Origin of the sequence: Amycolatopsis dongchuanensis (assembly GCF_039542405.1) — a bacterium.
Taxonomy (GTDB): domain Bacteria; phylum Actinomycetota; class Actinomycetes; order Mycobacteriales; family Pseudonocardiaceae; genus Amycolatopsis_E; species Amycolatopsis_E sacchari.
In genome coordinates this window covers 1-22,570 of record NZ_BAABIB010000010.1, presented here as the reverse complement: position 1 = coordinate 22,570, position 22,570 = coordinate 1, and the positions used below count along the sequence as shown (strand labels likewise).

At 71.1% G+C, this 22,570-nt stretch carries 23 protein-coding genes; 11 read left to right on the top strand and 12 right to left on the bottom strand.

Going from position 1 to position 22,570, the window contains the following annotated elements; genetic code table 11:
* Positions 1-5 precede the first annotated feature (5 nt).
* Entirely contained in the window at positions 6-434 is a 429-nt protein-coding gene (locus ABFX51_RS01960; protein WP_091504212.1) for a pyridoxamine 5'-phosphate oxidase family protein, read from the top strand.
* 123 nt (positions 435-557) lie between these two features.
* Here ABFX51_RS01960 and ABFX51_RS01955 read toward each other — a convergent pair whose 3' ends face one another.
* The gene (locus tag ABFX51_RS01955; protein ID WP_091504213.1) at positions 558-3,191 is read right to left on the bottom strand and encodes a cation-translocating P-type ATPase; all 2,634 of its coding nucleotides are present in this window, start codon (positions 3,189-3,191) and stop codon (positions 558-560) included.
* Between the two features lie 392 nt (positions 3,192-3,583).
* Between ABFX51_RS01955 and ABFX51_RS01950 the strand changes: the two genes are divergently transcribed.
* Both ABFX51_RS01950 and ABFX51_RS01945 read left to right on the top strand, forming a co-directional pair.
* On the top strand, positions 3,584-4,105 hold the full coding sequence (locus tag ABFX51_RS01950; RefSeq protein ID WP_091504214.1) for a hypothetical protein: 522 nt from the start codon (positions 3,584-3,586) through the stop codon (positions 4,103-4,105).
* A complete protein-coding gene (locus ABFX51_RS01945; RefSeq protein WP_091504215.1) occupies positions 4,102-5,163 on the top strand; it encodes a hypothetical protein in 1,062 nt (353 codons plus the stop codon). The genes ABFX51_RS01950 and ABFX51_RS01945 overlap by 4 nt, the downstream gene beginning before the upstream one ends.
* Before the next feature lie 44 nt (positions 5,164-5,207).
* On the opposite strand, the gene ABFX51_RS01940 is transcribed toward ABFX51_RS01945, so the two are convergent.
* The 3 genes from ABFX51_RS01940 to ABFX51_RS01930 all read right to left on the bottom strand — a co-directional run bounded on the left by ABFX51_RS01940 (position 5,208) and on the right by ABFX51_RS01930 (position 6,852).
* Complete coding sequence (locus tag ABFX51_RS01940; RefSeq protein WP_091504216.1) at positions 5,208-5,699, bottom strand: RICIN domain-containing protein; 492 nt, start codon at positions 5,697-5,699, stop codon at positions 5,208-5,210.
* 110 nt (positions 5,700-5,809) lie between these two features.
* Positions 5,810-6,088 carry a 2TM domain-containing protein gene (locus tag ABFX51_RS01935; RefSeq protein ID WP_091504217.1) on the bottom strand — a complete coding sequence of 93 codons (279 nt, stop codon included), beginning with the start codon at positions 6,086-6,088 and terminating at the stop codon, positions 5,810-5,812.
* The gene (locus tag ABFX51_RS01930; protein ID WP_091504218.1) at positions 6,085-6,852 is read right to left on the bottom strand and encodes a slipin family protein; all 768 of its coding nucleotides are present in this window, start codon (positions 6,850-6,852) and stop codon (positions 6,085-6,087) included. Before ABFX51_RS01930 ends, ABFX51_RS01935 begins: the two co-directional genes overlap by 4 nt.
* Before the next feature lie 147 nt (positions 6,853-6,999).
* Here ABFX51_RS01930 and ABFX51_RS01925 point away from each other — a divergent pair, with 147 nt between their 5' ends.
* Together ABFX51_RS01925 and ABFX51_RS01920 are read left to right on the top strand one after the other, a co-directional pair.
* Positions 7,000-8,256, top strand: coding sequence for a glycosyltransferase (locus tag ABFX51_RS01925; RefSeq protein WP_091504219.1), 1,257 nt, complete (start codon positions 7,000-7,002; stop codon positions 8,254-8,256).
* Positions 8,256-9,203, top strand: coding sequence for a galactose-1-phosphate uridylyltransferase (locus ABFX51_RS01920; RefSeq protein ID WP_091504220.1), 948 nt, complete (start codon positions 8,256-8,258; stop codon positions 9,201-9,203). The genes ABFX51_RS01925 and ABFX51_RS01920 overlap by 1 nt, the downstream gene beginning before the upstream one ends.
* On the opposite strand, the gene ABFX51_RS01915 is transcribed toward ABFX51_RS01920, so the two are convergent.
* The 4 genes from ABFX51_RS01915 to ABFX51_RS01900 all read right to left on the bottom strand — a co-directional run bounded on the left by ABFX51_RS01915 (position 9,181) and on the right by ABFX51_RS01900 (position 14,150).
* Positions 9,181-10,041, bottom strand: a complete 861-nt coding sequence (locus ABFX51_RS01915; RefSeq protein WP_218153378.1) for a hypothetical protein — start codon at positions 10,039-10,041, stop codon at positions 9,181-9,183. The genes ABFX51_RS01920 and ABFX51_RS01915 overlap by 23 nt on opposite strands.
* Positions 10,042-10,129: 88 nt before the next feature.
* Entirely contained in the window at positions 10,130-11,161 is a 1,032-nt protein-coding gene (locus ABFX51_RS01910; protein ID WP_346051669.1) for a lysylphosphatidylglycerol synthase domain-containing protein, read from the bottom strand.
* Between the two features lie 3 nt (positions 11,162-11,164).
* The gene (gap, locus tag ABFX51_RS01905; RefSeq protein WP_346051667.1) at positions 11,165-12,175 is read right to left on the bottom strand and encodes a type I glyceraldehyde-3-phosphate dehydrogenase; all 1,011 of its coding nucleotides are present in this window, start codon (positions 12,173-12,175) and stop codon (positions 11,165-11,167) included.
* Between the two features lie 313 nt (positions 12,176-12,488).
* Entirely contained in the window at positions 12,489-14,150 is a 1,662-nt protein-coding gene (locus tag ABFX51_RS01900; protein ID WP_346051665.1) for a CocE/NonD family hydrolase, read from the bottom strand.
* Positions 14,151-14,233: 83 nt separating this feature from the next.
* Between ABFX51_RS01900 and ABFX51_RS01895 the strand changes: the two genes are divergently transcribed.
* Both ABFX51_RS01895 and ABFX51_RS01890 read left to right on the top strand, forming a co-directional pair.
* Positions 14,234-14,743, top strand: a complete 510-nt coding sequence (locus ABFX51_RS01895; RefSeq protein ID WP_091504224.1) for a GbsR/MarR family transcriptional regulator — start codon at positions 14,234-14,236, stop codon at positions 14,741-14,743.
* Positions 14,744-15,385: 642 nt separating this feature from the next.
* Positions 15,386-15,955, top strand: coding sequence for a hypothetical protein (locus tag ABFX51_RS01890; RefSeq protein WP_346051664.1), 570 nt, complete (start codon positions 15,386-15,388; stop codon positions 15,953-15,955).
* 155 nt (positions 15,956-16,110) lie between these two features.
* Here ABFX51_RS01890 and ABFX51_RS01885 read toward each other — a convergent pair whose 3' ends face one another.
* On the bottom strand, positions 16,111-16,683 hold the full coding sequence (locus ABFX51_RS01885; RefSeq protein ID WP_346051662.1) for a CGNR zinc finger domain-containing protein: 573 nt from the start codon (positions 16,681-16,683) through the stop codon (positions 16,111-16,113).
* Between the two features lie 51 nt (positions 16,684-16,734).
* On the opposite strand from ABFX51_RS01885, the gene ABFX51_RS01880 reads away from it, so the two are divergent.
* Positions 16,735-18,150 (top strand): MFS transporter, encoded by a 1,416-nt coding sequence (locus ABFX51_RS01880; protein WP_346051659.1) that lies wholly within the window; start codon positions 16,735-16,737, stop codon positions 18,148-18,150.
* Positions 18,151-18,175: 25 nt separating this feature from the next.
* Positions 18,176-19,297 carry an epoxide hydrolase family protein gene (locus ABFX51_RS01875; RefSeq protein ID WP_346051657.1) on the top strand — a complete coding sequence of 374 codons (1,122 nt, stop codon included), beginning with the start codon at positions 18,176-18,178 and terminating at the stop codon, positions 19,295-19,297.
* Between the two features lie 16 nt (positions 19,298-19,313).
* Here ABFX51_RS01875 and ABFX51_RS01870 read toward each other — a convergent pair whose 3' ends face one another.
* The gene (locus ABFX51_RS01870) at positions 19,314-19,913 is read right to left on the bottom strand and encodes a TetR/AcrR family transcriptional regulator (RefSeq protein ID WP_346051655.1); all 600 of its coding nucleotides are present in this window, start codon (positions 19,911-19,913) and stop codon (positions 19,314-19,316) included.
* A gap of 45 nt (positions 19,914-19,958) precedes the next feature.
* On the opposite strand from ABFX51_RS01870, the gene ABFX51_RS01865 reads away from it, so the two are divergent.
* On the top strand, positions 19,959-20,714 hold the full coding sequence (locus tag ABFX51_RS01865; protein ID WP_346051653.1) for an SDR family oxidoreductase: 756 nt from the start codon (positions 19,959-19,961) through the stop codon (positions 20,712-20,714).
* Positions 20,702-21,430: an SDR family NAD(P)-dependent oxidoreductase gene (locus ABFX51_RS01860; RefSeq protein ID WP_091504230.1), complete on the top strand. Its 729-nt coding sequence runs from the start codon at positions 20,702-20,704 to the stop codon at positions 21,428-21,430. The genes ABFX51_RS01865 and ABFX51_RS01860 overlap by 13 nt, the downstream gene beginning before the upstream one ends.
* A 58-nt stretch (positions 21,431-21,488) precedes the next feature.
* Here ABFX51_RS01860 and ABFX51_RS01855 read toward each other — a convergent pair whose 3' ends face one another.
* Positions 21,489-21,656, bottom strand: coding sequence for a hypothetical protein (locus ABFX51_RS01855; RefSeq protein WP_428832429.1), 168 nt, complete (start codon positions 21,654-21,656; stop codon positions 21,489-21,491).
* Between the two features lie 203 nt (positions 21,657-21,859).
* Positions 21,860-22,570, bottom strand: a 711-nt coding sequence (locus ABFX51_RS01850) for a flavin monoamine oxidase family protein (RefSeq protein ID WP_346051651.1), incomplete at its 5' end; no start/stop codon positions are given.

Below are 22,570 nucleotides of genomic sequence, written 5' to 3'. Positions count from 1 at the left end.
GAGTCATGACCGAGTTGCGCGCGCTGTCCCCACGGCAGTGCATGGATCTCCTGTCCTCCGGGACCGTGGGCAGGCTGGCCTTCTCCGAGCACGCGATGCCGGCCATCCGGCCGGTCAACTTCCTGCTGCACGGCGGAGACCTCGTCATCCGCACGAGCCGGACGGGATCGATCGCGAAGCTCGTCGACGAGGTGGTCGCGTTCGAGGTCGACGACATCGACCCCGCCACCCACACCGGCTGGAGCGTCGTCGTGGTCGGAAAGATTCACCCGGTCACGAACATCGAGGAACTGGTGACCCTCGCCGATCCGCGTCGGCGGCCGTGGCCGGGTGGGGAACGGTCGTGTTTCCTGCGGCTGCCCATCGACATCGTCAGCGGCCGCACGTTCGAGGCGTACGACGTCGGCCCGGCGGAGACCGTCGCCGCGAGCTGAAGCCACCGGCTACCCCCCGTACCCGGGGTCAGGGAGACTGGTGCAGCACGGGCCGGGTGCCCGATCCGTCCTCGACTTCGATTCGCAAGCGGTCCGTCCGATGCATCCACGGCCGCATCGCGGTCAGCTCCCGGGGAACGCCGCCCGACGCGACTGGTCCCTCCGGCGGCGCCGGTAGCGCAGCAGCTCGTCGGCACCCCACACGACCACGGGGAACGGCACCAGCATCGCGAGCATCCACGGCGACAGCGCGGCCGTGCCGAACACGTCCTGCAACGGCGGCACGGAGACCAGCGCGGCGGTGAAGACCAGTTCGAACAGGATCCCGCCCAGCAGCAGCCGGTTGCTGAAGACGCCGACGGACCGCAGCGACGCCCACTCGGTGCGGGCGGCGAACGCGGTGCCCACCTGGCAGGCGACGATCCCGGCGAAGGTGACCGTGGTGGCCTGCAGGTAGGCGTGGTGCAACGGCGTGCCCTCCCCCACCGGGTCACCCGGGTGCCAGCCCGCCGCCAGGAGCACGGCGAAGAACCCGGCGGTCACCAGCACCGCCGACACCACCCCGAGCAGACCCCAGGCGCGAGCGAGCAGCCGCCGCGTGATGACGCCCTCGGTGCGCGGGCGCGGGCGCCGCGACATCAGCCCGGGCTCCGCGGGTTCGCGGCCGAGCGCGAGGGCGGGCAAGGTCTCGGTGCCCAGGTCGATCGCCAGGATCTGCAGCACCGTCAGCGGTAGCGGGATCAGGCCGCCGGACAGCGCGAACAGCAGGAACGGCACGATCTCCGGGACGGCGTGGGCGAAGATGTAGAGCACGAACTTGCGGACGTTGTCGAAGACCCGGCGGCCCTCCTCGATCCCGGCGGCGATCGTGGCGAAGTTGTCGTCGGTCAGCACCAGGGTCGCGGCCTCCCGGGCCACATCGGTCCCGCCCCTGCCCATCGCGACGCCGATGTCGGCGCGTCGCAACGCCGGGGCGTCGTTCACGCCGTCACCGGTCATCGCGACCGTTTCCCCGTTGTGGCGCAGGGCATCGGCGATCCGCAGCTTCATCTCGGGGGTGGCGCGGGCGAACACGATCTCGCCCGGCGCGGCCAGCAGCGCGTCCAGCTCGGCGTCGGACATCGCGTCCACCGCCGTCCCGTCGACCACCCGGTCCGCACCGATACCGACCTCCCGCGCGATCTCCCCCGCGGTCCGCCCGTTGTCGCCGGTGATCACGTGCACGCGGATTCCCGCGGCGTGCACCACCCCCACCGCGGCGGACACCTCCGGCCGGGGCGGGTCGAGCAACCCGACCAGCCCGACGAAACGCAGCCCCTGCTCGGCTTCTTCCTGCGACGGCAGGCGCGGCCCGTCCCAGTCCCGGCAGGCGACCGCGAGCACCCTCAGCCCGCGCCCGGTCCACTCGTCCACCCGGTCCTGAACGTCCACAGTGGAACCGCAGCGTGGCAGCACCGCTTCGGGCGCGCCCTTCACGTGCACCCGAAGTGCTCCACCGATCTGGTCCACAGTGGACATCATCTTGCGGCGCGGGTCGAAGGCGTTCAGGACGCGCCTCCCGGCCTCACGCCGGTCCGGCGGCAACGCGGTGCCCGCGGACTCCGCGTAGCGCAGCAGCGCGATCTCCATCGGATCACCCGCCTCGTGCTCCCCCAGCTCCGCCGTGGAACACCAGGCCAGCACCTCCCCCAGCTCCGGCGAGTCCGCACTCGCCTCGACCACCCGCATCGAGTTGGCCGTCAGCGTTCCGGTCTTGTCGGTGCAGACCACCGTCGTCGAGCCCAGGGTTTCGACCGCGGACAGCCGTTTCACCACGGCACCCCGGCGGGCCATGGACCGCACACCCACCGCCAGCGCCAGGGTGATCGTCGGCAGCAGCCCTTCGGGAACGTTGGCCACCAGCAGCCCGATCGCGAACAGGAACGCCGCCCCCAGCGACAGCCCCGCCACCAGCCCCAGCGGCAGGAACGCCACCCCGGCGCCCACCGCCACCGCCGCGATCAGCCACGCCACCCGCCGGACCTGCCGCTCCAGCGGACTCTCGTCCTGCCGCACCCGTTGCGACAACGCCGCGATCCGGCCCAGCTCGGTGTGCACTCCGGTGCCGTGCACCACGGCCCGTCCCTCGCCACCGGTGCAGACCGTTCCGCTGAACACCAGCACCGGCGAATCCAGCGTCCGGTCCGCGTCGTCGGCGGCGGAGGCGCTGCGCGGCACCGGGTTCGACTCGCCGGTGAGCGCGGACATGTCCACCTCGACGGCCCCGTCGACCAGCCGCGCGTCGGCGGGAACACGCTCCCCCTCCTCGACCACGAGCAGGTCGCCGCGCACCAGCTCCCGCACCGGGACGCGGGTGCGGTGCCCGTCGCGCACGACCCAGACCTGCTGCGGCAGGAAGCGGCCCAGCGCCTCCACCGCGTGCTCGGCCTGGCTCTCCTGCCAGAACGCCAGCACCGCGTTGAGCACGATCACGACGAACACCGCGATGCCCAGCGACGTCGAACCGGACACCAGCGCCAGCACCGCGGCCAGCCACAGGAGCAGGGCGAGCGGATGGGTGAACTGCTTGCCCAGCGAAACCCACCAGCGGCGGCCCCGCCGCTGCGGAAGCTCGTTCGGCCCGTACAGCTCCAGCCGGCGCGCCGCCTCCCGCTCACCGAGCCCGGCGCTGCCGGTGCGCAGGTCGCGCATCAGCGCGGCGGCAGGCTCCCGCGGATCGATGTCGTCGGGCACCGGGGCGGCGGAAGTCAGCGTCATGGCTCACGACAGTGGCAGCGCGTAGGGGGTGACCGCTGGTTGCTTAAGTCCTTTCGGCAGGGCCGATGGTCTCCGCGCCACGCACGGGGGACTTTCGGTTCTGTTCCGGTGTCCGGCTCGCCGCGAACGTCCTGGCACACGACGGCAGCGAGGAGATCGCATGGCACCGCGACGAAAACACTGCTCACCATCACGGCACTCGCCGCGCGAACGCTCACCGGGGTGGCGTCGGCCGGGGCTGCCTGCGCGAACCCGGCCAACCTGGGCCCCGGGGCAGGAGTTCCACACCGTGCGCTGGGACCGGCACGGCGGGATCAACGACCACGGTGACATCGCCGGTTACACCGATGTCGCAGGCTTGGCTTACGCGTCGCCAGCGGTGGAGTGGACCGGTGACGGTGCTGCCCATCCCGGCGGAGGCCTGGTCGGCCAACGCTACGGACGTCGACCACACCGGAACGGTGGTGGGCAGCGTGTCGCTCGCGGCCGGCACCCGCGCCGTCGCCTGGGCCGCCACCGGCCGGCCCACCGACCTCGGAACGCTGCCCCGCCACCCGGACAGCGCGGCGCCGGCGTCCGACGACCGGGGCACGGTCGTCGGTACCACCCATGACGCGAACGGTTTTCCGCACGCGGTCGGCCGGAACAGGGGCGCGATCGCGGAATTGCCCGGACTGGCCACCGGGCCCGGCACGACCGGCAGCGACGCCTTCGCCGTCGACGACAGTGGAGTGGTCATCGGGATCAGCGGCCGGGTGAACGTCCTGCCCGCTCTCGGCACCGTCGGCGGACGGACTTACGCGGGAGCCACCGCGGTCGCCGTCGCCGGTTTCGCCGGCTCCCCCGGAAACGGCCAGAGCCACGCCGTGCTCTGGCGTTGCCACGACAGCTCATCTCAGGAGGTAGTGCGATGAAAACGCTGTTTCTGGCCCTGTCCCTCGCCGTCGCGGCGGTTCCGGGCGTCTCCGCGGCCGCGACCGCACCGGCGTCCGTACCGGGCGTAGCGCTCGAGCCGGGGAACGGCGCGAGCTGGGCGTCCGGACTCAACGAGCGCGGTGAGGTGCTCGGCGCGCACGTCGTCGGGGCCGACGTCCACGGCTACGTCTGGCGCAAGGGCGTGGTGACGGACCTCGGCACCCTGCCCGGCGGCGACTACAGCCTCGCGACGGCGATCAACGAGTCCGGCGACATCGCCGGTTACAGCGGGATCTACCCGCTCGGCCCGCTGCACGCCGTGCTGTGGCACCACGGCACGATCACCGACCTCGGAACGCTGGGAGGCAACAGTTTCGCCGCGGCCATCAACGACCGCGGGATGATCGTGGGGAACAGCCAGCCGGAACTCCACGCTCCGCAGTTCCGCGCCGTCACGTGGTATCGCGGCGTCATGACCGTCCTCCCGGCGCTCGCCGGCGCCGAATACGACAACCCGGGGTTCGTGAACGACCGCGGCGACGTGGCCGGGTACAGCTCACTGGGGACGGGTGTGCACGCGGTTCTGTGGACCGGCGGCCGGGTCGTGGACCTTGGCCCCGGGCGGGTGACCGCGCTCGACGAGCAGGGCCGTGTCCTCGTCGACGGCACCGACGAGCAGGGACAGGTGTCCCGCTTCCTCTGGGACCACGGCCGCCGCATCGCCCTGCCGACAGGCGTGACCGGCTTGGGCGAGCGGGGCGAGATCTTCGGCACCTACCAGCCGTCCGGGGCGTCGTCGGAGCACGGATTCCTGTGGTACCAGGACAGGTTCGTCGACCTGGGCAACTTCGTCCCGAGCGCGGCGCACGGGTTCGGGCCGGTGCTGGGCAGCGTGCCCGGCAGCGGCGCCGCCCTGTGGTACCGCGGGCGCACGACCGCGCTGCTGCCGGTGCCCGACCGCGGTGATGCCCGCCCGATGTTCGTCAACGGCAGCGGACTGGTCGTGGGCGACACCGGGAACGACACCGCCACCGCGTGGGTCGTGCCGCTCCGCTGAACGAGGGCCGCCCGGCGGGTGCGGAACCCGCCGGGCGGGGTCTCCTACTCCGTGGTCCACTTCTGCTGGATCTGCCCGTTGCAGTCCCACAGCTGGATCTTGGTCCCGTTCGCCCCGAGCGTGGCGAGGTCGGCGTCGAGGCACCGGCCGTTGTACCCGCTGCGAATCGAACCGTCCTCCTGCAGGAACCACCTCTGCTGCGGTTGGCCGTTGCAGTCCCACAGCTGCACTTTAACCCCGTTGAACCCGATCCGGTTCAGGTCCGCGTCCAGGCACCGGGCGTTGGCGCTCCGGATCGTGGCGTCACGCAACGGTGTCCACGACTGCTGCGGCTGCCCGTTGCAGTCCCAGAGCTGCACCTTCCCACCGTTGGTTCCCATGGTGTTCAGATCCGCATCCAGACATCTCCCGTTGTAGCCAGAGCGCTCTGTCGTGTAAGGCGACGTCGCGTTCGCAGGCGCTGCCCAGAACAGCGAGAGTCCGGTGGACGCCACCACCAGCACGAAAATGGCGAGCACGGCTGGTATTCTGCGCATGTTTCCCTCCTCGGATTCGCGGACGGCCGGGCCAGCGAATCGGGCAGGAGGAACTCGCAACACAGCATTTCTGCTCTTGTGCCAGTGACAAACGCCCCTCGCGGTGAGCGTCACCGGCGGCGGTTCATTTCGCGGCGGATCCTCTCCTCACTGATCCTCGCGGGGGTGAAGGTGTCCCAGGCGTGCAGGGCCAGCCCGACACCCCAGAAGCCGAGGGGGAACGCCGGCCAGAAGAAGCCCGGCGCGAGGACGAGCCACCAGATCAGCACGAGGAAACCGTTCATCAGCACGTACACCAGGACGTGCTGGTAGAAGTCCCGCCTCTTCTTCAGCCGGGCGAGTGCCTCCGCACGCGGGTCCGGCCTCTCCTCGGGTGTCTGCTCGGTCATGACCGGCCATCTCCCTTCAGCACGGGCTCGAAACCCGCAGGCGCGGCGGTCGTCTCCCCGCCCACGAACGAGGTCAGTGAGCGGAAGCTGTCCATCAGCTGCGCGGGGAACACGATCGTCGAGTTGCGCTCGATCGCGATCTCCGAGAGCACCTGGAGGTTGCGCAGCTGCAACGCGACCGGGTGCCGTGCGATGACGTCGGCGGCCTCGGCGAGCTTGCCCGCCGAAAGGGCCTCCCCCTCGGCCGCGATGATCTTGCCGCGCTTCTCCCGCTCCGCCTCGGCCTCCCGCGCCATCGCGCGCTGCATCGACTGCGGCAGCTCGATGTCCTTGAGCTCCACCAGCTCGACCAGCACGCCCCAGCGTTCGGTGGTCGTGTCGAGGATCGTCTTGATGGCTTCGTTCAGCTTGTCCGTCTCCGACAGGACGTGGTCGAGGTTGGAGCGGCCGACCACGTTGCGGACCGTCGTCTGCGCGATCTGGCTGATCGCCGCCTCCACGTTCTCGATGGCCACGATCGAGCGCACCGGGTCCACGCGCTGGAAGTACGCCACCGCGGCCACCCCGATCGACACGTTGTCCTTCGTGATGACCTGCTGGGACGGGATCGGCATCGTCACCGTCCGCAGGCTCACCTTCCGCATCCGGTCCACGAGCGGGATCATGAACCGGATACCGGGCTCCCGCACCGGACGGATCTTCCCGAACCGGAACACCACGCCGCGCTGGTACTGGCGGACGATGGCCACACCCAGACTGCTCACAGCCGCCTCCTTCGGTCGACGGCCACCATGCTCGTCCGCCGGCACCGCCTCCACAGGGACCGAGAGTCCCCCGTCCGCGGGACCGAAGTCTCCTGTGCCGCGGCGCAGCCCACGCCAGTGTTCGAGGCGGAACGACGGAGGTGCGCCGTGCTGCAGACCGTGGACGTGGGTGAGCTGTCGATCGGCGCCTACCTGCAGGTCGTGCCCGAGGAGATCATGGCCCCGCTGCTGGAGGTGGCCGGCCGCCTGCGTGGCGCCCGCGTGCTGCACCTCAGCGCGACCCCCTACGGCGGAGGGGTGTCGGAGCTGCTGCGGTCCGCTGTCCCGCTCTACAACGACCTCGGGGTCCACGCGACCTGGAAGATCATCACCGGCCTGCCGCCGTTCTTCGCCGTCACCAAGAAGATGCACAACGCGCTGCAGGGCGCCACCACCCCGGTCACCGCCGAGGACCGGGCCCTGTACGAACGGACGGCCGAGCGCAACGCCGCCCAGCTGCGGGCCGACCCGGAGTTCGCCGGCTTCGACTACGTCTTCGTCCACGACCCCCAGCCGACCGCGGTCCGGTCCTATGTGGACGGATCCCGCGCCCGGTGGGTCTGGCGCTGCCACATCGACACGTCGCAGCCCGACCTCGCGACCTGGCACTACCTGCGGCGCTTCCTCGAACCCTACGACGCCACCGTGTTCACCACGGCGCAGTTCGTCCCGCCCGACCTGCCGCCCGGCCGGGTTGAGATCATCCCGCCCGCGATCGACCCGCTGAGCCCCAAGAACATGTCGCTGGACGACCGGACCGCGCACGCCGTGCTCAACTGGATCGGCATCGAGCCGCGGCGGCCGCTGATCACGCAGGTGTCCCGGTTCGACCCGTGGAAGGACCCGCTCGGCGTCATCGACGCCTACCGGCTGGTCCGCAAGGAAGTGCCGGACCTGCAGCTCGCGCTCGTCGGGTCGATGGCGCTGGACGACCCGGAGGCGTGGGAGGTCTACCGCACCATCGCCGACGCCGCCCGCGACGACCCTGCCGTGCACCTGTTCACCAACCTCACCGGCGTCGGCAACGTCGAGGTCAACGCGTTCCAGCGGATGTCCGCGGTGATGGTGCAGAAATCGCTGCGCGAGGGTTTCGGGCTCGTCGTCTGCGAAGCGCTGTGGAAGGGCACCCCCGTCGTCGCGGGACGAGCGGGCGGGATCCCGCTGCAGATCGCCGACGGCGTGGGCGGCGTCCTCGTCGACTCGGTGGCCGGCTGCGCCGAAGCGATCACCGGGCTGCTCACCGACCGGCCCCGCGCGGCGGCGCTGGCCGCCGCCGGCCACGAACGCGTCCGCCGCCACTTCCTGCTGCCCCGGCTCCTGCTCGACGAGCTCACCCTGCTCGACGCACTGGCCCAGGAGCGGTGATGACGGCGAAACGCTGGCACGGCGGTGAACTGCGCTGGGACCACCACAGCGGGGAGTGGACCGTGCTCGCTCCCGGCCGGGCCGGTCGTCCGCACGGCGCGGTCACCTGCCCGTTCTGCCCTGGCCCCGGCGAGGACACGCCCCCCGAGACCTGGCGCCTGCCGGATCCCGGCGGCGGTTGGCGCATGCGCGCCGTGCCCAACCGGTACGCGCTGTCCGACCACCACGAAGTCGTCATCGAATCACCCGACCACGGCTGGGATCTCGCCATGGCCACCGACGCGGAAGCCACGGCGCTCCTGAAGGCGTGGCAGCACCGCCACCTCATGACCAGGGCGGGCACGGCGCAGGTGCTGGTCTTCCGCAACCACGGAGAAGCCGCCGGGACCTCGTTGAGCCATCCCCACTCGCAGGTGGTCGGCCTGCCGGTGCTGTCCGCGGCCACCCAGCGGGAGCTCGCCGTCGCCCGCGAGCACTACGACGCGACGACCCGGCCCCTCGCCGTCGAGCTGCTGGCCGGCGAGCTCGCCCACGGCGAGCGGATCGTGCTCTCCCACGGTCAGGCGGTCGCGTTCACGCCGTTCGCCCCCGCCGCGAACTTCGAGGTCCGCGTGGTGCCGACCCGTCACCACGCGGACTTCTGCGCGGCCTCCCCCGCGGAACTGGCCGCCGTCGCCCACGTGCTGCGGATCGTGCTCGCGGCGCTGCGCATCGGACTGGTCGACCCGCCGTACAACCTCATCGTCCACAGTGCACCGACCGGGCTGGAGCAGGTGCCCTACCTGTCGTGGTGGCTGCGGATCCTGCCCCGGCTGAGCGTCCCCGCCGGGCTGGAGCTCGCCACCGGTGTCCCGGTCAGCACCGTCACGCCCGAAGACGCCGCCGAGCGCCTCCGGGCGTGGATCGCCGGCCTCGAGCCGGACGTCATCCCGCCACCACCGCCGTGACGGCGAACCGTTCGACGTCGGTGACGTGTCCACCGGTGGCGACGGCGATCGTGAGCACACTGCCCACGGGTGCCCTGAACGAAACCCGCACTGACCACGGGGTGTTCTGACCGCCCGCCGGAACACCGGGCGCCTGCCCGACGAGGCCCAGCCGCGATTCGCGGATCTGGGTCACGAGGTTCTCGTCCACGCCGGTGACGCGGCCTCCGACGGTCACCGGCGAGGCGACCATGGCGCCGTAACGCGGTTGTGTGAGGGTGAGGAGGGTGTCGCGGGTACCCACGACCTCCCACGGCGCGTCCGTGCCCGAGCCCAGCTTCGCCAGGTGGATCACCCCCGCGGTGGACGGTGTTCCGCTCGGGTTCCGGTAGCCGACGCCGACCCACGCCTCCCGGCCGTGCACGGTCGTTTCCGTGACGAGGTCGACGTTCTGGTAGCCCAGGTAGCCCTGTGTGAAGGACTGGGCGGTGCTGCCCGCGTCCAGGTGCCACGGCTGGTGCCCGCCGCTGCGGTAGCTCTGCTGCCAGGCCAGCGCGTCAGCGGTGCCGGTGAAGGGCCACAACGGCGGGAACCCGAACCCCGGAACCGGCAGGCTCCGCGAGCTGGACGGCGGGGGCGCCGGGGGCGAAGACGGGACCGGCACCACCGGGGCGGGCGTGCTCTCGGTCGTGCCGGGCGGGGAGCCGGGAGAGGCTTCCCGCTCACCCGGGCCGGACCGCAGGAGCACGGCGGTCAGCACCCCGGCGACGACGACCACGACGGCCGCGAGCACGGCGATCCAGCGCCGCCGGTGGGACTTCGACGCGGGAGGGGACGGTTGTTCGACGGGTGCACTCATGACCACATCACCTCACCCGCCACCGTGCGCCCGGCACGAGCGTGGCGGCGAGATACCGAAGTCCCCGGGAAGGCGGACCAAAGACTTCTCACCTGCCGTCCGTCCGCACCGCGTGAACAGCGAAGACGAGCCAGCCCGCGGCGGTCAGCCCGAGCCACGTGATCGCCCGGTACAGCACCACCGCCAGCGCCGCCCCAGGTGCGGCCAGTCCCCCGGCCACCAACGCGGCCAGCAGACCCGTCTCCGCCGGTCCGGCACCGGCCGGGGTGAGCTGGATCCCGATGCTCACCTGGACCGCGAGGTAGCCGGCGGCCAGCGCGAGCCAGGGCACCGTGCTGGCGCTCGCCAGGACGCAGGCGACCAGCGCGACGTAGTCCAGCGCCCAGCTGAGCAGGGCCCAGGAGGCGAACCCCGACCACGCCCTCGCGGACGGGCGGAACCGCGCCAACCGGCCGAGGAGTTCGTCGAGCGGACTGATCCCAGCGTGCACCCACCGGCCGTTGCGGAGCGCGGGAACGTGCCGCACCAACGCGAAAACCCGGCGGGCGGCCCAGTGCGCCGCCGCGGGCCGGTGAACCAACCGCGAACCGAGAACCGCGAGCGCCGCGAACAACGCGACCAGTCCCAGTGCCGCGGGCCAGCCGAGCACACCGGCGCCGGCGAGCATCGCGGGAGCGGGCACGACGAGCACCGCCGCCGACAGCAGCGCCGCCACCGTGGCCGACCAGAGGGACGCCGCCGTGTCCACACCTCGCGCGCGCAGTGCCGCCACGGTGTAGGCGGCGCCGGCGGTGGACCCGGCGGACGGCATCGTTTGTGCGATGGCGTTTCCGGCGAAGTTGACGGCCTGCACCGTTCCCACGGGCACGCGCGCGCCGGCGGTGACCAGCAGGCGGCGGTGCAGCTCACCGTAGGCCGCCAACGACGACAGCGCGGCGGCCACGGCGAGCGCCACCCACTGCCAGCGCACCGCGGCGAACCGCGCGCCGAAGTCACCGACGGTCGTCAGCGCCGGCGCGACCCGCCACACCGCGATCCCGATGCCGCCCGCGGCCAGCACCACGTCGAGGACCAGCCGCACGGCAGGTCGCCGGGCGGTGCGCAGCGCCTCCCGCAGCACCGGTCAGCCGAGGTAGGCGGCGACCAGCTCGACGAGGTCCAGCGTGCGGTGGGCGTAGCCCCACTCGTTGTCGTACCAGCCGAACACCTTCACCAGGTTCTCGTCCGCCTTCGTCAGGGTCGAGTCGAACACGCACGAAGCCGGATCACCCACGATGTCCCGCGAGACGATCGGCCGGTCCGTGTAGCGCAGCACCGTCTTCAGCCCGCCCGACGCGGCTTCCGCGAACGCCCGGTTCACCTGCCCGGCCGTGGCGGGTTCTTCGAGCTCCACGGTGAGGTCCGTCAGCGAACCGTCCTCGACGGGTACCCGCACCGACACGCCGTCCAGCCGGCCCGCGAGTTCGGGCAGCACCTCGCCGATCGCCCGCGCCGCACCGGTGCTGGTCGGGATCAGGTTGACCGCCGCCGACCGCGCGCGCCGCAGGTCCTTGTGGGGGCCGTCCAACAGCGACTGGTCGCTGGTGTAGCTGTGGATCGTCGTCATGAAACCGCGCCGCACCCCGAACGCGCGGTGCAGCACCTGCGCCATGGGCGCCACGCAGTTGGTGGTGCACGAGGCGTTGGAGATCACGTCGTGCCGGTGCGGATCGTAGGCGTCCGCGTTGACCCCCATGACGATCGTCGCGTCGACCCCCTTGCCAGGCGCGGACACGATCACCTTCCGCGCCCCCGCCGTCAGGTGCGCGGCGGCCGCTTCGCGGGTGCGGAACCGGCCGGTGGACTCGATCACGACGTCCACGTCGTGCTCGCCCCACGGCAGGCGTGCCGGGTCGGCCTCCTCGGTCACGTGGACCGTCTGCGTCCCGACCACCATGGCCGACTTGCGCACGTGTACGGGCGTGCCGAGGTGGCCGTAGGTGGAATCGAACTCCAGCAGGTGCGCCAGCGTCTCCGCCGGCACCAGGTCGTTCACCGCCACCACCTCGATGTCCTCGCGGGGAGCGGCGAGCACGCACCGCAGCACGTCCCGCCCGATCCGGCCGAACCCGTTGATCGCCACTCGCGTCGCCATGTCTCGTCTCCTTCGCCGGGTTTCGGCCCATGCTTCGTCCGCCGGGCGTGCACGGCCTAGGGACTTCCGGCCTTTGCCGTGAGGCCCGAGGCCGCTTGGCCGACTCCGGTGCGGCTCACGGCGCGAACTGACGCGAGGTCGAGGACGCCCACCGACTCCCGGTCCAACCACTTCCAGCAGAGCGGACTTGCCCACCAGCAAGCCCGCGGAGCACCACCGCACCCGCCTGAGGCCAGCAGGCCGGCGATCACCTCCTGCTCGCTCGCCCGCGACCCACCAGCACGCCGACCCCCATCCCGGACCTCCGCGGTGGCTAGACCGGCGCCACCGGAAGCACCACCCGTGAGGCCGACAGGTCGATCGTCCGGTGCGACGGCAGCATTCTCGTCGAGGTGGCCGGGTCCTCGCCGGTACCCAGGTTGCGTTCCCAGCGCGGATGCGACCCGCCCGCGACGATCAGCCGAAGCCGGTTGCCCCCCGCGAACCGGTGCGCGACGGGGTCAAGCTCGACCCGGACCACGTCCGGGGGCGCCGACGGGTCGAGCCGGACGAACCCGTCGCTCATGTTGCGCGAGCAGCCACGAGTATCCACTTCGGACAGACGGACGAACAGGTCCGCGAAGGGGTTGTCGGACCGGTGACCGAGTTCCACCACGGGGCTGCCGAGGACTTCGAGGTGCGCGGTCAACGGCTCCGAGGTGAAGGCCAGCACGTCGGAACGCGAGGCGAGCGCGCTGTCGTCGGTGTAACCAGCGGTGATACCAGGAGAAACCTGCGTGACGAAGGGGCCACCGCAGGTGGGCGTCGGCGTAGCCGGGTCATAGGTGAACCCGCCCACCTCTCCCGGCTCCGCCGGCCGCGTGGCCAGAAGCTCGCCCGAGCGCGGGTACAGGACCTGCTCGACCGTCGGGGGTGGCCAGGCCGGGAGGTCGCGCCACCCCTCGCCCGGGCCGCTGACGAACACCTTGACGGGCGTGACCCGATGCTGAACCCCCGATCCGGCCAGGTGCTCGTCGAACCAGGCGAGGGCTTCGGGGAGCAGGACACGGGCGCCCTCGGCGCCCCCCTGCGCATGCGTCCACGGGCCCATGGTGAGCCCGACATCGATGCCCCGTTCGGCCAGCCGCGCGTACCCCGCCAGCGTCTGGCGGAGGAAACCGTCCTGCCAGCCACCCTGCAGCAGCACCGGGACGCGCGCACGGTCCAGCGCACCGGTCAGGTCCGCGCGCTTCCACCACGGGTCGTCCAAGTCCCGCCGGCTGACCCACTCGCGATACCAGGGTGCCTGTCCGCCCATCAGCTTCTCGGCCGCGTCCACCAGCGGAAGACCCGCCAAGGCCTTCTTGACACGGCCCCGGGCGGACAGCACCGCGAGCATCCGGGACAGGATCGGCTTCTCCTGCTGGGTCGTGACGAACGACCACTCCAGCATCGTGCTGAGCGTGAACGCTCCATTGGTATAGACCAGCGCGCGGAAGTCGTGCGGCGCGTGCGCGATGACGGCGGTGACCAGCTCCGGCGGAGGATCCTTCAGCAGAGCCCAGGCGGCGAAGCCGACCGAGGAGAAGCCGTGCGCGGCGAAGCGCCCGTCGAACCACGGCTGCTCGCGCATCCAGGCGACGATGTCGGCCGCGTCGTCGGCCTCCCGCATGTGCGGTTCGAAGGTTCCGCCCGACCCGAACGTGCCCCGCCACCGGACCAGCAGGACCCGGTAGCCACGGCGGGCGAACAGCCCGCCGGTCATCGCCATGCCCATCGCGTTGTAGCCGTAGGGCGAGTTGACGAGGATCGTTCCGGACACCGGCCCTTCCGGCTCCAGGAGATCCGCGAGCAGGTCGACACCGTCTCTCATCGGGATCCGCACGTCACGGGTCGTGCGGTAGCCGGTCGTCGCGGCGGGCAGCCGGGCGTACTTCGTCCACAGCAGGTCGGCGAGCCGTTGCCCGAGCGTCCGTTCCCTGGCTCGCTGGTTCATCCGTCCTCCGTCTCGCCACCTGACCACAACCTACACCAGCTTTCAGTATTTATTGAAAGTTCGTGCGGTATGGTGGCGGTGAGATGACCGAAGGGGGCGCCGTGCGCGAAGACGAGAGAGACGAGGTCAGCCGGTTCGCCGAACGCTTCGCCGCCACCCTCACCGACACCGGCTTTCCCCGTCTGGCCGCCCGTGTCTTCGCGACGCTGCTGGTCAGCGAGAGCGGGCGGATGACCGCCGCCGAACTCTCCGGACGGCTGCGCGCCAGCACCGGCGGGGTCTCGGGTGCCGTCCGCTACCTGGTCCAGCTCCGCCTCATCCGCACCGAACGGGACCCCGGGACGCGCCGCCACGCCTACGTCGTCGACAGCTCGTGGTACGAGTCCACAGTCACGGCGAACCCGTTCCTCGAAAGGGGCGAGGCCGACCTCCGCGAAGGCATCGCCGTCCTGGGCGAGTCACCAGCAGCCGACCGGCTGACCGAGACACTCGAGCTCATCCAGTTCCTCAAGGAGGAGACCCGCGCCATGATGCGTCGCTGGCACGAACGCAAAGCGGCGCCACGCACACGACGAACCGCGGGCCGGGCCTGAGGGCCAAGATCTTCGAGGCGCTCCCGGCCGCACCCCTCGTAGTACTCCAGCAGCCGCCACAGCTCGGTCAGCTAGTAGTTGTGTGCCACGGCCTGCCGAGTAATCCATCGATCGGCCATGGGGCGGCCCGCCTGCTGTGCCGTCTGGGCCAGGTAGCGCCGTCAGGTTGGCCGGCAGGGCCGGTGCGCCAGTAGAACGCACACGACGTCGTTTCGATCCCGGACGACCCGAGAGTTCCAGGGACCCCCTCGACGGTCACGTCGCAGCAGGAGCTGCCCGTCCGCACCGACCTTCGCCGGTGCGGACAGACCTACTCGATGATCTCGCGGACCAGCGCGAACCAGACTTCCCACCTGATCGAAGCGGCCTCAGGAGCATTCGGCGCCGGGAACATTTACCTTCGTCACGAGCTCGCTGTGCAGCAAATAGGCGTCCAACAGCGCCTGCAACGCCCTACCCCTGACCCCCGAGCTCTGCCCAGGCCGCGGCGCGCGCTCCAGCCCTTGTGGCCAAGCACGTAAGCGAAGCGCTACGCCGCACACGCAGGGCACAGTCACCGTCAAGGAAGCTGCAGGTCGGTCGCATACACCAGGCTGGGGACTTGGGTCAGTTCCCCCTCGGACACTTCCCATAACCCCAACTGTGCGGGTCGAGATTCGTCTCGGCTCGCACTGTTCGTTTTCCAGGGTGGTAGACCTCCGCCTTGTCCGCCGGGTCGGGGTTGATCAGCGTCCGGCGGATGTCGCCCAAACCGTGAGCTTGTTCCTCGTCCGTGATGTCGGCGCGCCCGGCGAGAGCCTGGCCACCAGTGGCGGCGGTCTTGCCGACGAGCGCGTCGAGACGGTCCGTTCGACGAGCCACCACGGTCACCCGTGCGCCGAGAGCGGCCGGCGCCAGCGCGACCTGCACGCCGCGCGCCTGCTGCCGACCCGCCTGGGCCTGTCCCCCGAGGACCTCCTCACGACGCCCGCCGCCCGGCCAACGATGCCCACCTTCCGTGAGTACATCCCGATCGTCTCGGCCGCGGTCACCGACGACACCCGCCGCGTCTACGGCTCCTACCGGAACCGCATCGACGCTCACGGGGGACACCGCCCACTCGACGAACCCACCCCATCAGAGTCGAACAGCTGGCCGAGCACGTGGAGATCAACGTCGTTCCGCGGCGCAATGCCCGCGGCGGACGGGGAGGCAGTGTGGGCCGAGCGCTGACGCTGCCGGCAAATCGGGTCCGCGTGCCCGTGGCGTTCCGGCACACGCAACACCGCCCGGCACGTGTCGCCGCGGGCGACGAGGGTCAGCCGCCGTGATCAGCGATCGCCTGGACACCGAAGCCCGGCGCCTGCCCGACAGGGCCGTGCCGGGACTCAACGCGCGCTTTGCCGGCTCCGGTAGGCCGTGACGCTGGCCCGGTGTGCGCAGGTTCGTGTGCAGTATTGCTTCGACCCGTTGCGCGAGAGGTCCACGAAAGTCGCCCGGCAGGCCGGCCCGGCACAGACGCCGAGGCGGGCCGGACCGAGCGTGGCGATCACGGAGGCCAGTGCGCTGAGTGTGGTCGCGGCCAGGTGCGCCCAGCAGCGGTCGGTATCGGAGGTGATCTCGGTCCGCCAACGGTCGTGATCGTGGCGCAGCGCCGGGGTGGCGCGGCTGCGGCGCAGACCGTCGTTGATCAGGGCCGCGGCTTCGCCCGCGTCCGTGTTCGCTCGTTCGAGCACGGCACGCACCGTCTCGCGCAGCGCGCGGACCTCCGCCAGATCGGCACGGGTGAGACGCCGCCGGCCGGCTCCGTGGTCCGCGGGCTCGGCTGGGGAATGCTCGTCGAGGAAGTCCCGCAGCTGCTCCACGGTCTCGAGCTCGTCCTCCCCCTTGACCGGCTTCAAGGTGTTGGCAAGATCGACGGCCGTCTGGACCGCCGATGGGTTGTAACACGCGTCAAGCATTTGACGTGTCTCCTCGCCGCCTTATAACGTGATACCCGTTGTAGCTTTTGCGTGTCACAGCGTACCCCGGAGGCGATGGCGATGCCGCAGGCGATCCCGTCTGGGAGGGTCCTCCGCGGCGGATCGGGAGACGCCCCGGACGGGCGTCGGCTCGGGCTGACGCTGGGCCTGCTGGTGCTGCCGATGTACATGGCACTGGGCGCACCGTCGGTGGCGCTGCCGGTCATCGGCCGCGCGCTGGGGGTGCCGTTCGGGGCCACGGCGTGGATTCTCGCCGCGTGGTCGCTGACCTCCGCGCTCGCGATGCCGGTCGCGGGCCGGCTGATGGCCCGGCGGAGCCCCTTCCGGGTACTCGTCGCCGGGGTCGTGGCACTCGCCGCGGGCTCGGCGCTCGCGGGGTTCGGCCCGACACTGGCAGTCGTGATCATCGGCCGGCTGATCGGTGGTGCCGGGGCGGGTACGACCGTGATCGCCGTCTTCGCCGCGGTCACTGCCCTTGCGGGGCGGGAACGGATTCGCGCGCTGGTAATCGTCGCAGCCGCCAGCGCCACGGCGTCGGGGTGCGGGACGCTGTTGGGCGGGGCGGTGACGGCGTGGCTGGGGTGGCGTGCCGTGCTCGCGATCCCGGTCCTCGCGCTCCCCCTCCTGCTGGCCGCAGTGCCGGGTAGGCGCGCACTGACGCGGAACGGTGGCAGGGAAGGGAACAACTCGGCCGAGCGACTCGACATCGTCGGCGCGGCCGTGCTGTCCGTGCTCGCCGGTTCGCTGATCACGTTGCTGCAGGCCCATTCGGTCGGCCTGTCCACTTCGGTCACGCTCGTCGTGGCTGCCGCCGGGGCGCTCGCCGCCGCGGGACTGTGGTGGCGCGTGCGGCGCACGCCCGACGGGTTCGTGCCCCGGCGGGTGATCACCGCCCGCGGCTTCCTGCCAGCCGGCCTCATCGGCGGGACGGTCTTCGCCGGCTACTACGGCGTGCTGTTCCTCGCCCCGTCCCTGATCGAGCAGGCCACCGGCGGTGGCGCCCTGGAAGCCGGCGTGCTCCTGGTCCCGGCTGCCGCCTGCTCGGTACCCGCAGGGCGGCTGGCCGGCGCCGCGTCCGCACGGTTCACCGCGTGGCAGGTCTCGGCCGGGCTCGCGGCACTCACCGCCGTCGGCGTGCTCGTGGTCGCGATCTTCACCGGGCCGATCCCGGTTGTCGTCGGCGTGGCGCTGACCGTGTGCGGATTCGCCGGCGCCCAAGCCGTACTGGTGGGCCTCGCACCGGAACTGGTCACCGCGCACGATCGCAACACCGCACAGGGCCTGCTCACCTCCGTGATCAACCTGGGTGGCGGGATCGGCCCGGCCGCGGTCGCGGGCCTGTCCGGCATCGCGCCGGTGCCGGTGGCCCTCGCCGTGCTCGCGGCACTTCCCTCGACCGGACTCGTCCTCAGCCTGACCCGGCGCCCCGGTGCCGGCATCCGATAACCCCGTGACCGGAAAGGAGCCCGCCATGGCCCCCGAGCCATTCAAGGTCAGCATCACCGAAACCGAGATCGCGGATCTGCGGGAACGGTTGCGGCGGACGCGATGGCCCGAGCCCGAGCCGGTGGACGACTGGTCGCAGGGCGTGCCGCTGGCCTACGCGCAGGAGCTCTGCCGCAGCTGGGCCGAGGACTACGACTTCGGGTTCGCCGAGCGGCTGAACGCCTTCCCGCAGTACCGCGACACGATCGACGGACTGGGCATTCACTTCCTGCACGTCCGGTCACCAGAACCGGACGCGTTCCCGCTCGTGCTCACGCACGGATGGCCGGGTTCGGTGCTCGAGTTCCTGGAGATCCTCGGCCCGCTGACCGACCCGCGCGCACACGGCGGCGACCCGGCGGACGCGTTCCACGTGGTCGCGCCGTCGTTGCCCGGATACGGCTGGAGTGACAAGCCGTCGACGACCGGGTGGAACGTCACGCGCATCGCGCGCGCCTGGGACACGTTGATGGTTTCGCTGGGATACGAGCGGTACGGCGCGCAAGGCGGCGACTGGGGTTCGGCGGTGTCCGGCGCGCTGGGTGAGGTGGCGCCCGAGCGCGTCGCCGGCGTGCACCTGAACCTGGGGTCCGTGGCGGCGGGCACCTTCGACGACCCGACACCCGCGGAGCTGGCGAACCTCGAGGCCGAGAAAGAGTTCCAGCGCACCGGCCGGGGGTACTCGGCCATCCAGTCGACCCGGCCGCAGACCCTCGGCTACGGCCTCACCGACTCCCCGGCGGGCCAGGCCACCTGGATCGCCGAGAAGTTCTGGGCCTGGACGGACAACAACGGACACCCCGAGGACGCGTTGTCACGGCAGACCATCCTCGACGAGATCTCGGTCTACTGGTTCACCGCGTCGGCCACGTCATCGGCGCGCCTGTACTGGGAAAGCTTCGCCAACTTCCGGGACAAGGTCACCGCGCCATCCGGGCTGTCGGTCTACCCGCGCGACATCACCCGCCCGTCGCGGCGGGAGGCCGAGCTGAGGTTCACCGACCTGCGCTGGTTCGAGGAACTGCCGCGAGGCGGTCATTTCGCCGCGTTGGAGCAGCCGGAGTCGCTGGTCGACCAGGTGCGCGGGTTCTTCCGCCTCTTCCGCTGAGGAATCGGCTACCGCGTCACTTTGCGAAGGCGGCGGCTTCCCCGGGGAGTTCGGGGCCGGAATTCGCAGTTCCGGCAAGGAGTACGGCGAGCACCCGGTCTCGTTGTGTGGCACCGGCTTGGAGGTCCAGACAGTTCTGCGTCATCCCCGCCGCGGCGGCGGCGAGGAACGGCACGTCGGTCCACGACAGGTCCGGGCGCACGGCGCCGGCCCGCTGCGCCCGTTCGGTCGTCCGGCGGATGAGATCGCGCAGACGGTCGCGCGCCTTGTCGGCCTCGGGACTTCCGCCCTGCGCGGCCAGCGCGTCCGACAGGCCCCTGTTCTCCACCTGGGACAGCGTGAACGCCCGCAACAGCCGGGCGAAACCCCGGCCTGGATCGGGATCCTCGAGCGCGGCTCGCGCCTTGTCCTCCAGTTCGCCGATGACCTCCAGCAGGATCGTCTCGAGCAGCGCCTGCCGTGACGGGAAGCGCCGGTAGAACGTGCCCGGCCCGACACCGGCCCGCTTGACGATCTCGTTGGTCGACACGTCGAGCCCGACTTCCGCGACGGCCTTGCGCGCCGCCGCGACCAGTGCCGCCTCGCTTCGCCGGGCGTCCGCCCGCAGTCCAGCCATGCCCCCACGCTAGACGGAGAGGGGTTCTCCGTCTAGCGTGGGGGCATGGGAAAACGAGTTTGGCTGGTCACCGGCGCGTCCGGAGGACTGGGCTCAGCGCTGGTGCACGCGGTCCGCGCGGCCGGGGACGAGGTGTTCGCGATCAGCAGGAAATCCGTGGACATCAGCGACCCTGAGCAAGTCCGGCGGGCTGTCGCCGGGGCCGTCACCGCTCTCGGCCGGATCGACGTCGTCGTGAACAACGCCGGCTATGCGGCGGCGGGCGCCTTCGAGGAGCTGTCCGACTCGGCGCTGCGCGAACAGTTCGAGGTCAACTTCTTCGCGGCCGCCAACGTCCTGCGTGCGACGTTGCCGTACCTGCGGGCCGCTCGCTCGGGTCACATCGTGCAGATCAGCTCGCTGACCGGTCAGATCGGCGCCCCCGGGATGAGCGCGTACACGGCGAGCAAACACGCGCTCGAAGGGTTGTCGGTGTCGCTCGCCGAGGAGCTGGCTCCGTTCGGCATCCAGGTCAGCATCGTCGAACCGGGCGCCGTCAACACCGGATTTCGCCGGAGCTGGGCCGAACGCGAGCGTCCCGGGACGATCGCCGACTACGACGATCTCGCCGCCCGGCTCGACCGCATGGGGCGCGATGCTCGGCGGCCGACCGAGCCGGAGGAAGTGGCTGCCGCGATCATCGCGCTGGTCGGCCTGCCGCAACCGCCCTTGCGGCTCACCGTCGGCAGCGACGCCTCGGCCGGAATCCGCGCCGCCCGGATCCGCCAGCTGGCCGACTTGGAGACCCGATGGATCGCCTGACCGGCAAGACCGCGTTGATCACCGGTGGCAGCGAGGGAATCGGCCTCGCCATCGCCACGGCCTTCGCGCGGGAAGGGGCGAACCTCGTGCTTCTCGCGCGCGACAGCCGCAAGCTCGACGCTGTGACATTGCCGAACACGCGCACCGTCGCCGTCGACCTCAACGACGAGGACGCACTCGTCGCCGCTGCCGGATCCCTGGACGTCGACGTGCTCGTGAACAACGCCGGTGTCTCGCACATGCCGCCGCTGTCCGAACTCACCAAGCCCCAGTTCGACGCGATGGTGCACCTCAACCTGCGCGTACCGGTGCTGCTGACCCAGTTGCTGCGCGAGCGGCTGAGCGCGATCGTGAACATCTCCAGCTACTGGGCGGACAAAATGGTCGCCGGGCGCCCCTCTTCGGTCTATTCGGCCACCCGCGGCGCGCTCAACTCGCTCACCAAGGCGCTGGCGAACGAACTCGGTCCGCGTGTCCGGGTCAACGCCATCGCGCCCGGCTCGATCCGCACGCCGACGTTCGAACGCGCCTACCTCGCGCGAATGACCTCGGACCAGCGCGCGGATTACCTGCACTACGTCCACGACGCGTATCCGGCCCAGCGGATCGGCGAACCCGAGGACGTGGCCGAAGCCGCCGTTTACCTCGCCTCGGACGACGCCCGCTGGGTGACCGGCACAGTGCTGCACGTCGACGGTGGACTGACGATCAGGTAGGACACGCGCGCCGACGCCGTCCGGATTGGACCGGTCCCGACAGTCCTTCGAGCCCGCTTCACGGCGCCGAGGTGATGCCGTGCGAGACGTAGGCGGCCAGGTTCTCCTCGAGCGGGCGCGGCGTGAACCGCGCGCCCGGCGGTCCGAGTGACCCCTCGATGCGGTCGACCCGGAAGGACGGGTTCGTGCTCACCCACGCCGTCGAACGCGTCGACCTGCCCGCCACACTGGCCGCACACCTACAACCATCACCGTGGCCACACCCCGCTCGCAGGCCACCCACAGGTCAGTACAACTAGATCGGCGACCTCAGCCGGGTGCGAGGCGAACACGGCGTGGAACGCGCCCTCGATGCTGACGATCTCGCTCTTGGCTCGCTCGGCCATGAAGTGCTGGGCGGCTGCCGTTACCCGCACTCCTGTTTTGTGATCAACCGCCCGCTTGGACGCGAGAATGCAGTGCGGTGACCACTTTCCGCGCCGAGTCGAAGGCGCCGTTCTGCCAGGCGATCCAGTAGGTGAGCCAGTCGCCCGCGAAATAGACCCGGCCCTGTGGCTGGTTCAACAGCTCGTATTCACCGGTTGTGCGCGACGGCCAGCCGACCCAGCCCGCCTCGAGGTACGGCGTGCGGTGCCAGGCGACCGAGAACGCGTTCGCCAGCTCGGTCCGGTACCTGTCGCCGTGGATCTTCGCACCCTGCGCGAGCGCACGCTCGACCCGTTGCCCCGGCGTCAGTGATCCATAGGTCCGCGCGTTGGCGCCGGTGTTGTAGTAGCCGACGATCGTGCCGCGCTTGCCGTGGAAGCCGTACGAGGGGTACCAGACGTGCGTGAGATCGAGGTCGGTCTCGGTGATCCCGCCGTAGATCCGGTCCTCCGCCTCCCACCAGCGGCTCCTGTACTCGAGACCGATCTTGCCGACAGGTGTCAGCGTAGGTGTCTTGAGCGCGGCGGTCACGGCGTCGCCGAGGTTTGTCGGCACGCGCGCCATGATGTGCGGCGGCAGCGCGGCGACGCAGTAGTCCGCACTGATCGTGCGCTCGCCGGTGGCGTCGCGATAGGCGACCTCGACGCCGTTCGCGTGGTTCGTCACGCGGGTGACCTCCGCGCCGAGGCGGACCTTGTGCGTGCCGATCGCGCG

Coding starts and splice junctions, on each gene's coding strand:
- ABFX51_RS01895 (WP_091504224.1), top strand. CDS start 14,234: ATGACCGAAGGGGGCGCCGTGCGCGAAGACGAGAGAGACGAGGTCAGC.
- ABFX51_RS01865 (WP_346051653.1), top strand. CDS start 19,959: ATGGGAAAACGAGTTTGGCTGGTCACCGGCGCGTCCGGAGGACTGGGC.
- ABFX51_RS01940 (WP_091504216.1), bottom strand. CDS start 5,699: ATGCGCAGAATACCAGCCGTGCTCGCCATTTTCGTGCTGGTGGTGGCG.
- ABFX51_RS01955 (WP_091504213.1), bottom strand. CDS start 3,191: ATGACGCTGACTTCCGCCGCCCCGGTGCCCGACGACATCGATCCGCGG.
- ABFX51_RS01945 (WP_091504215.1), top strand. CDS start 4,102: ATGAAAACGCTGTTTCTGGCCCTGTCCCTCGCCGTCGCGGCGGTTCCG.
- ABFX51_RS01870 (WP_346051655.1), bottom strand. CDS start 19,913: ATGGCTGGACTGCGGGCGGACGCCCGGCGAAGCGAGGCGGCACTGGTC.
- ABFX51_RS01935 (WP_091504217.1), bottom strand. CDS start 6,088: ATGACCGAGCAGACACCCGAGGAGAGGCCGGACCCGCGTGCGGAGGCA.
- ABFX51_RS01960 (WP_091504212.1), top strand. CDS start 6: ATGACCGAGTTGCGCGCGCTGTCCCCACGGCAGTGCATGGATCTCCTG.
- ABFX51_RS01900 (WP_346051665.1), bottom strand. CDS start 14,150: ATGAACCAGCGAGCCAGGGAACGGACGCTCGGGCAACGGCTCGCCGAC.
- ABFX51_RS01875 (WP_346051657.1), top strand. CDS start 18,176: ATGGCCCCCGAGCCATTCAAGGTCAGCATCACCGAAACCGAGATCGCG.
- gap (WP_346051667.1), bottom strand. CDS start 12,175: ATGGCGACGCGAGTGGCGATCAACGGGTTCGGCCGGATCGGGCGGGAC.
- ABFX51_RS01915 (WP_218153378.1), bottom strand. CDS start 10,041: ATGAGTGCACCCGTCGAACAACCGTCCCCTCCCGCGTCGAAGTCCCAC.
- ABFX51_RS01920 (WP_091504220.1), top strand. CDS start 8,256: ATGACGGCGAAACGCTGGCACGGCGGTGAACTGCGCTGGGACCACCAC.
- ABFX51_RS01885 (WP_346051662.1), bottom strand. CDS start 16,683: ATGCTTGACGCGTGTTACAACCCATCGGCGGTCCAGACGGCCGTCGAT.
- ABFX51_RS01860 (WP_091504230.1), top strand. CDS start 20,702: ATGGATCGCCTGACCGGCAAGACCGCGTTGATCACCGGTGGCAGCGAG.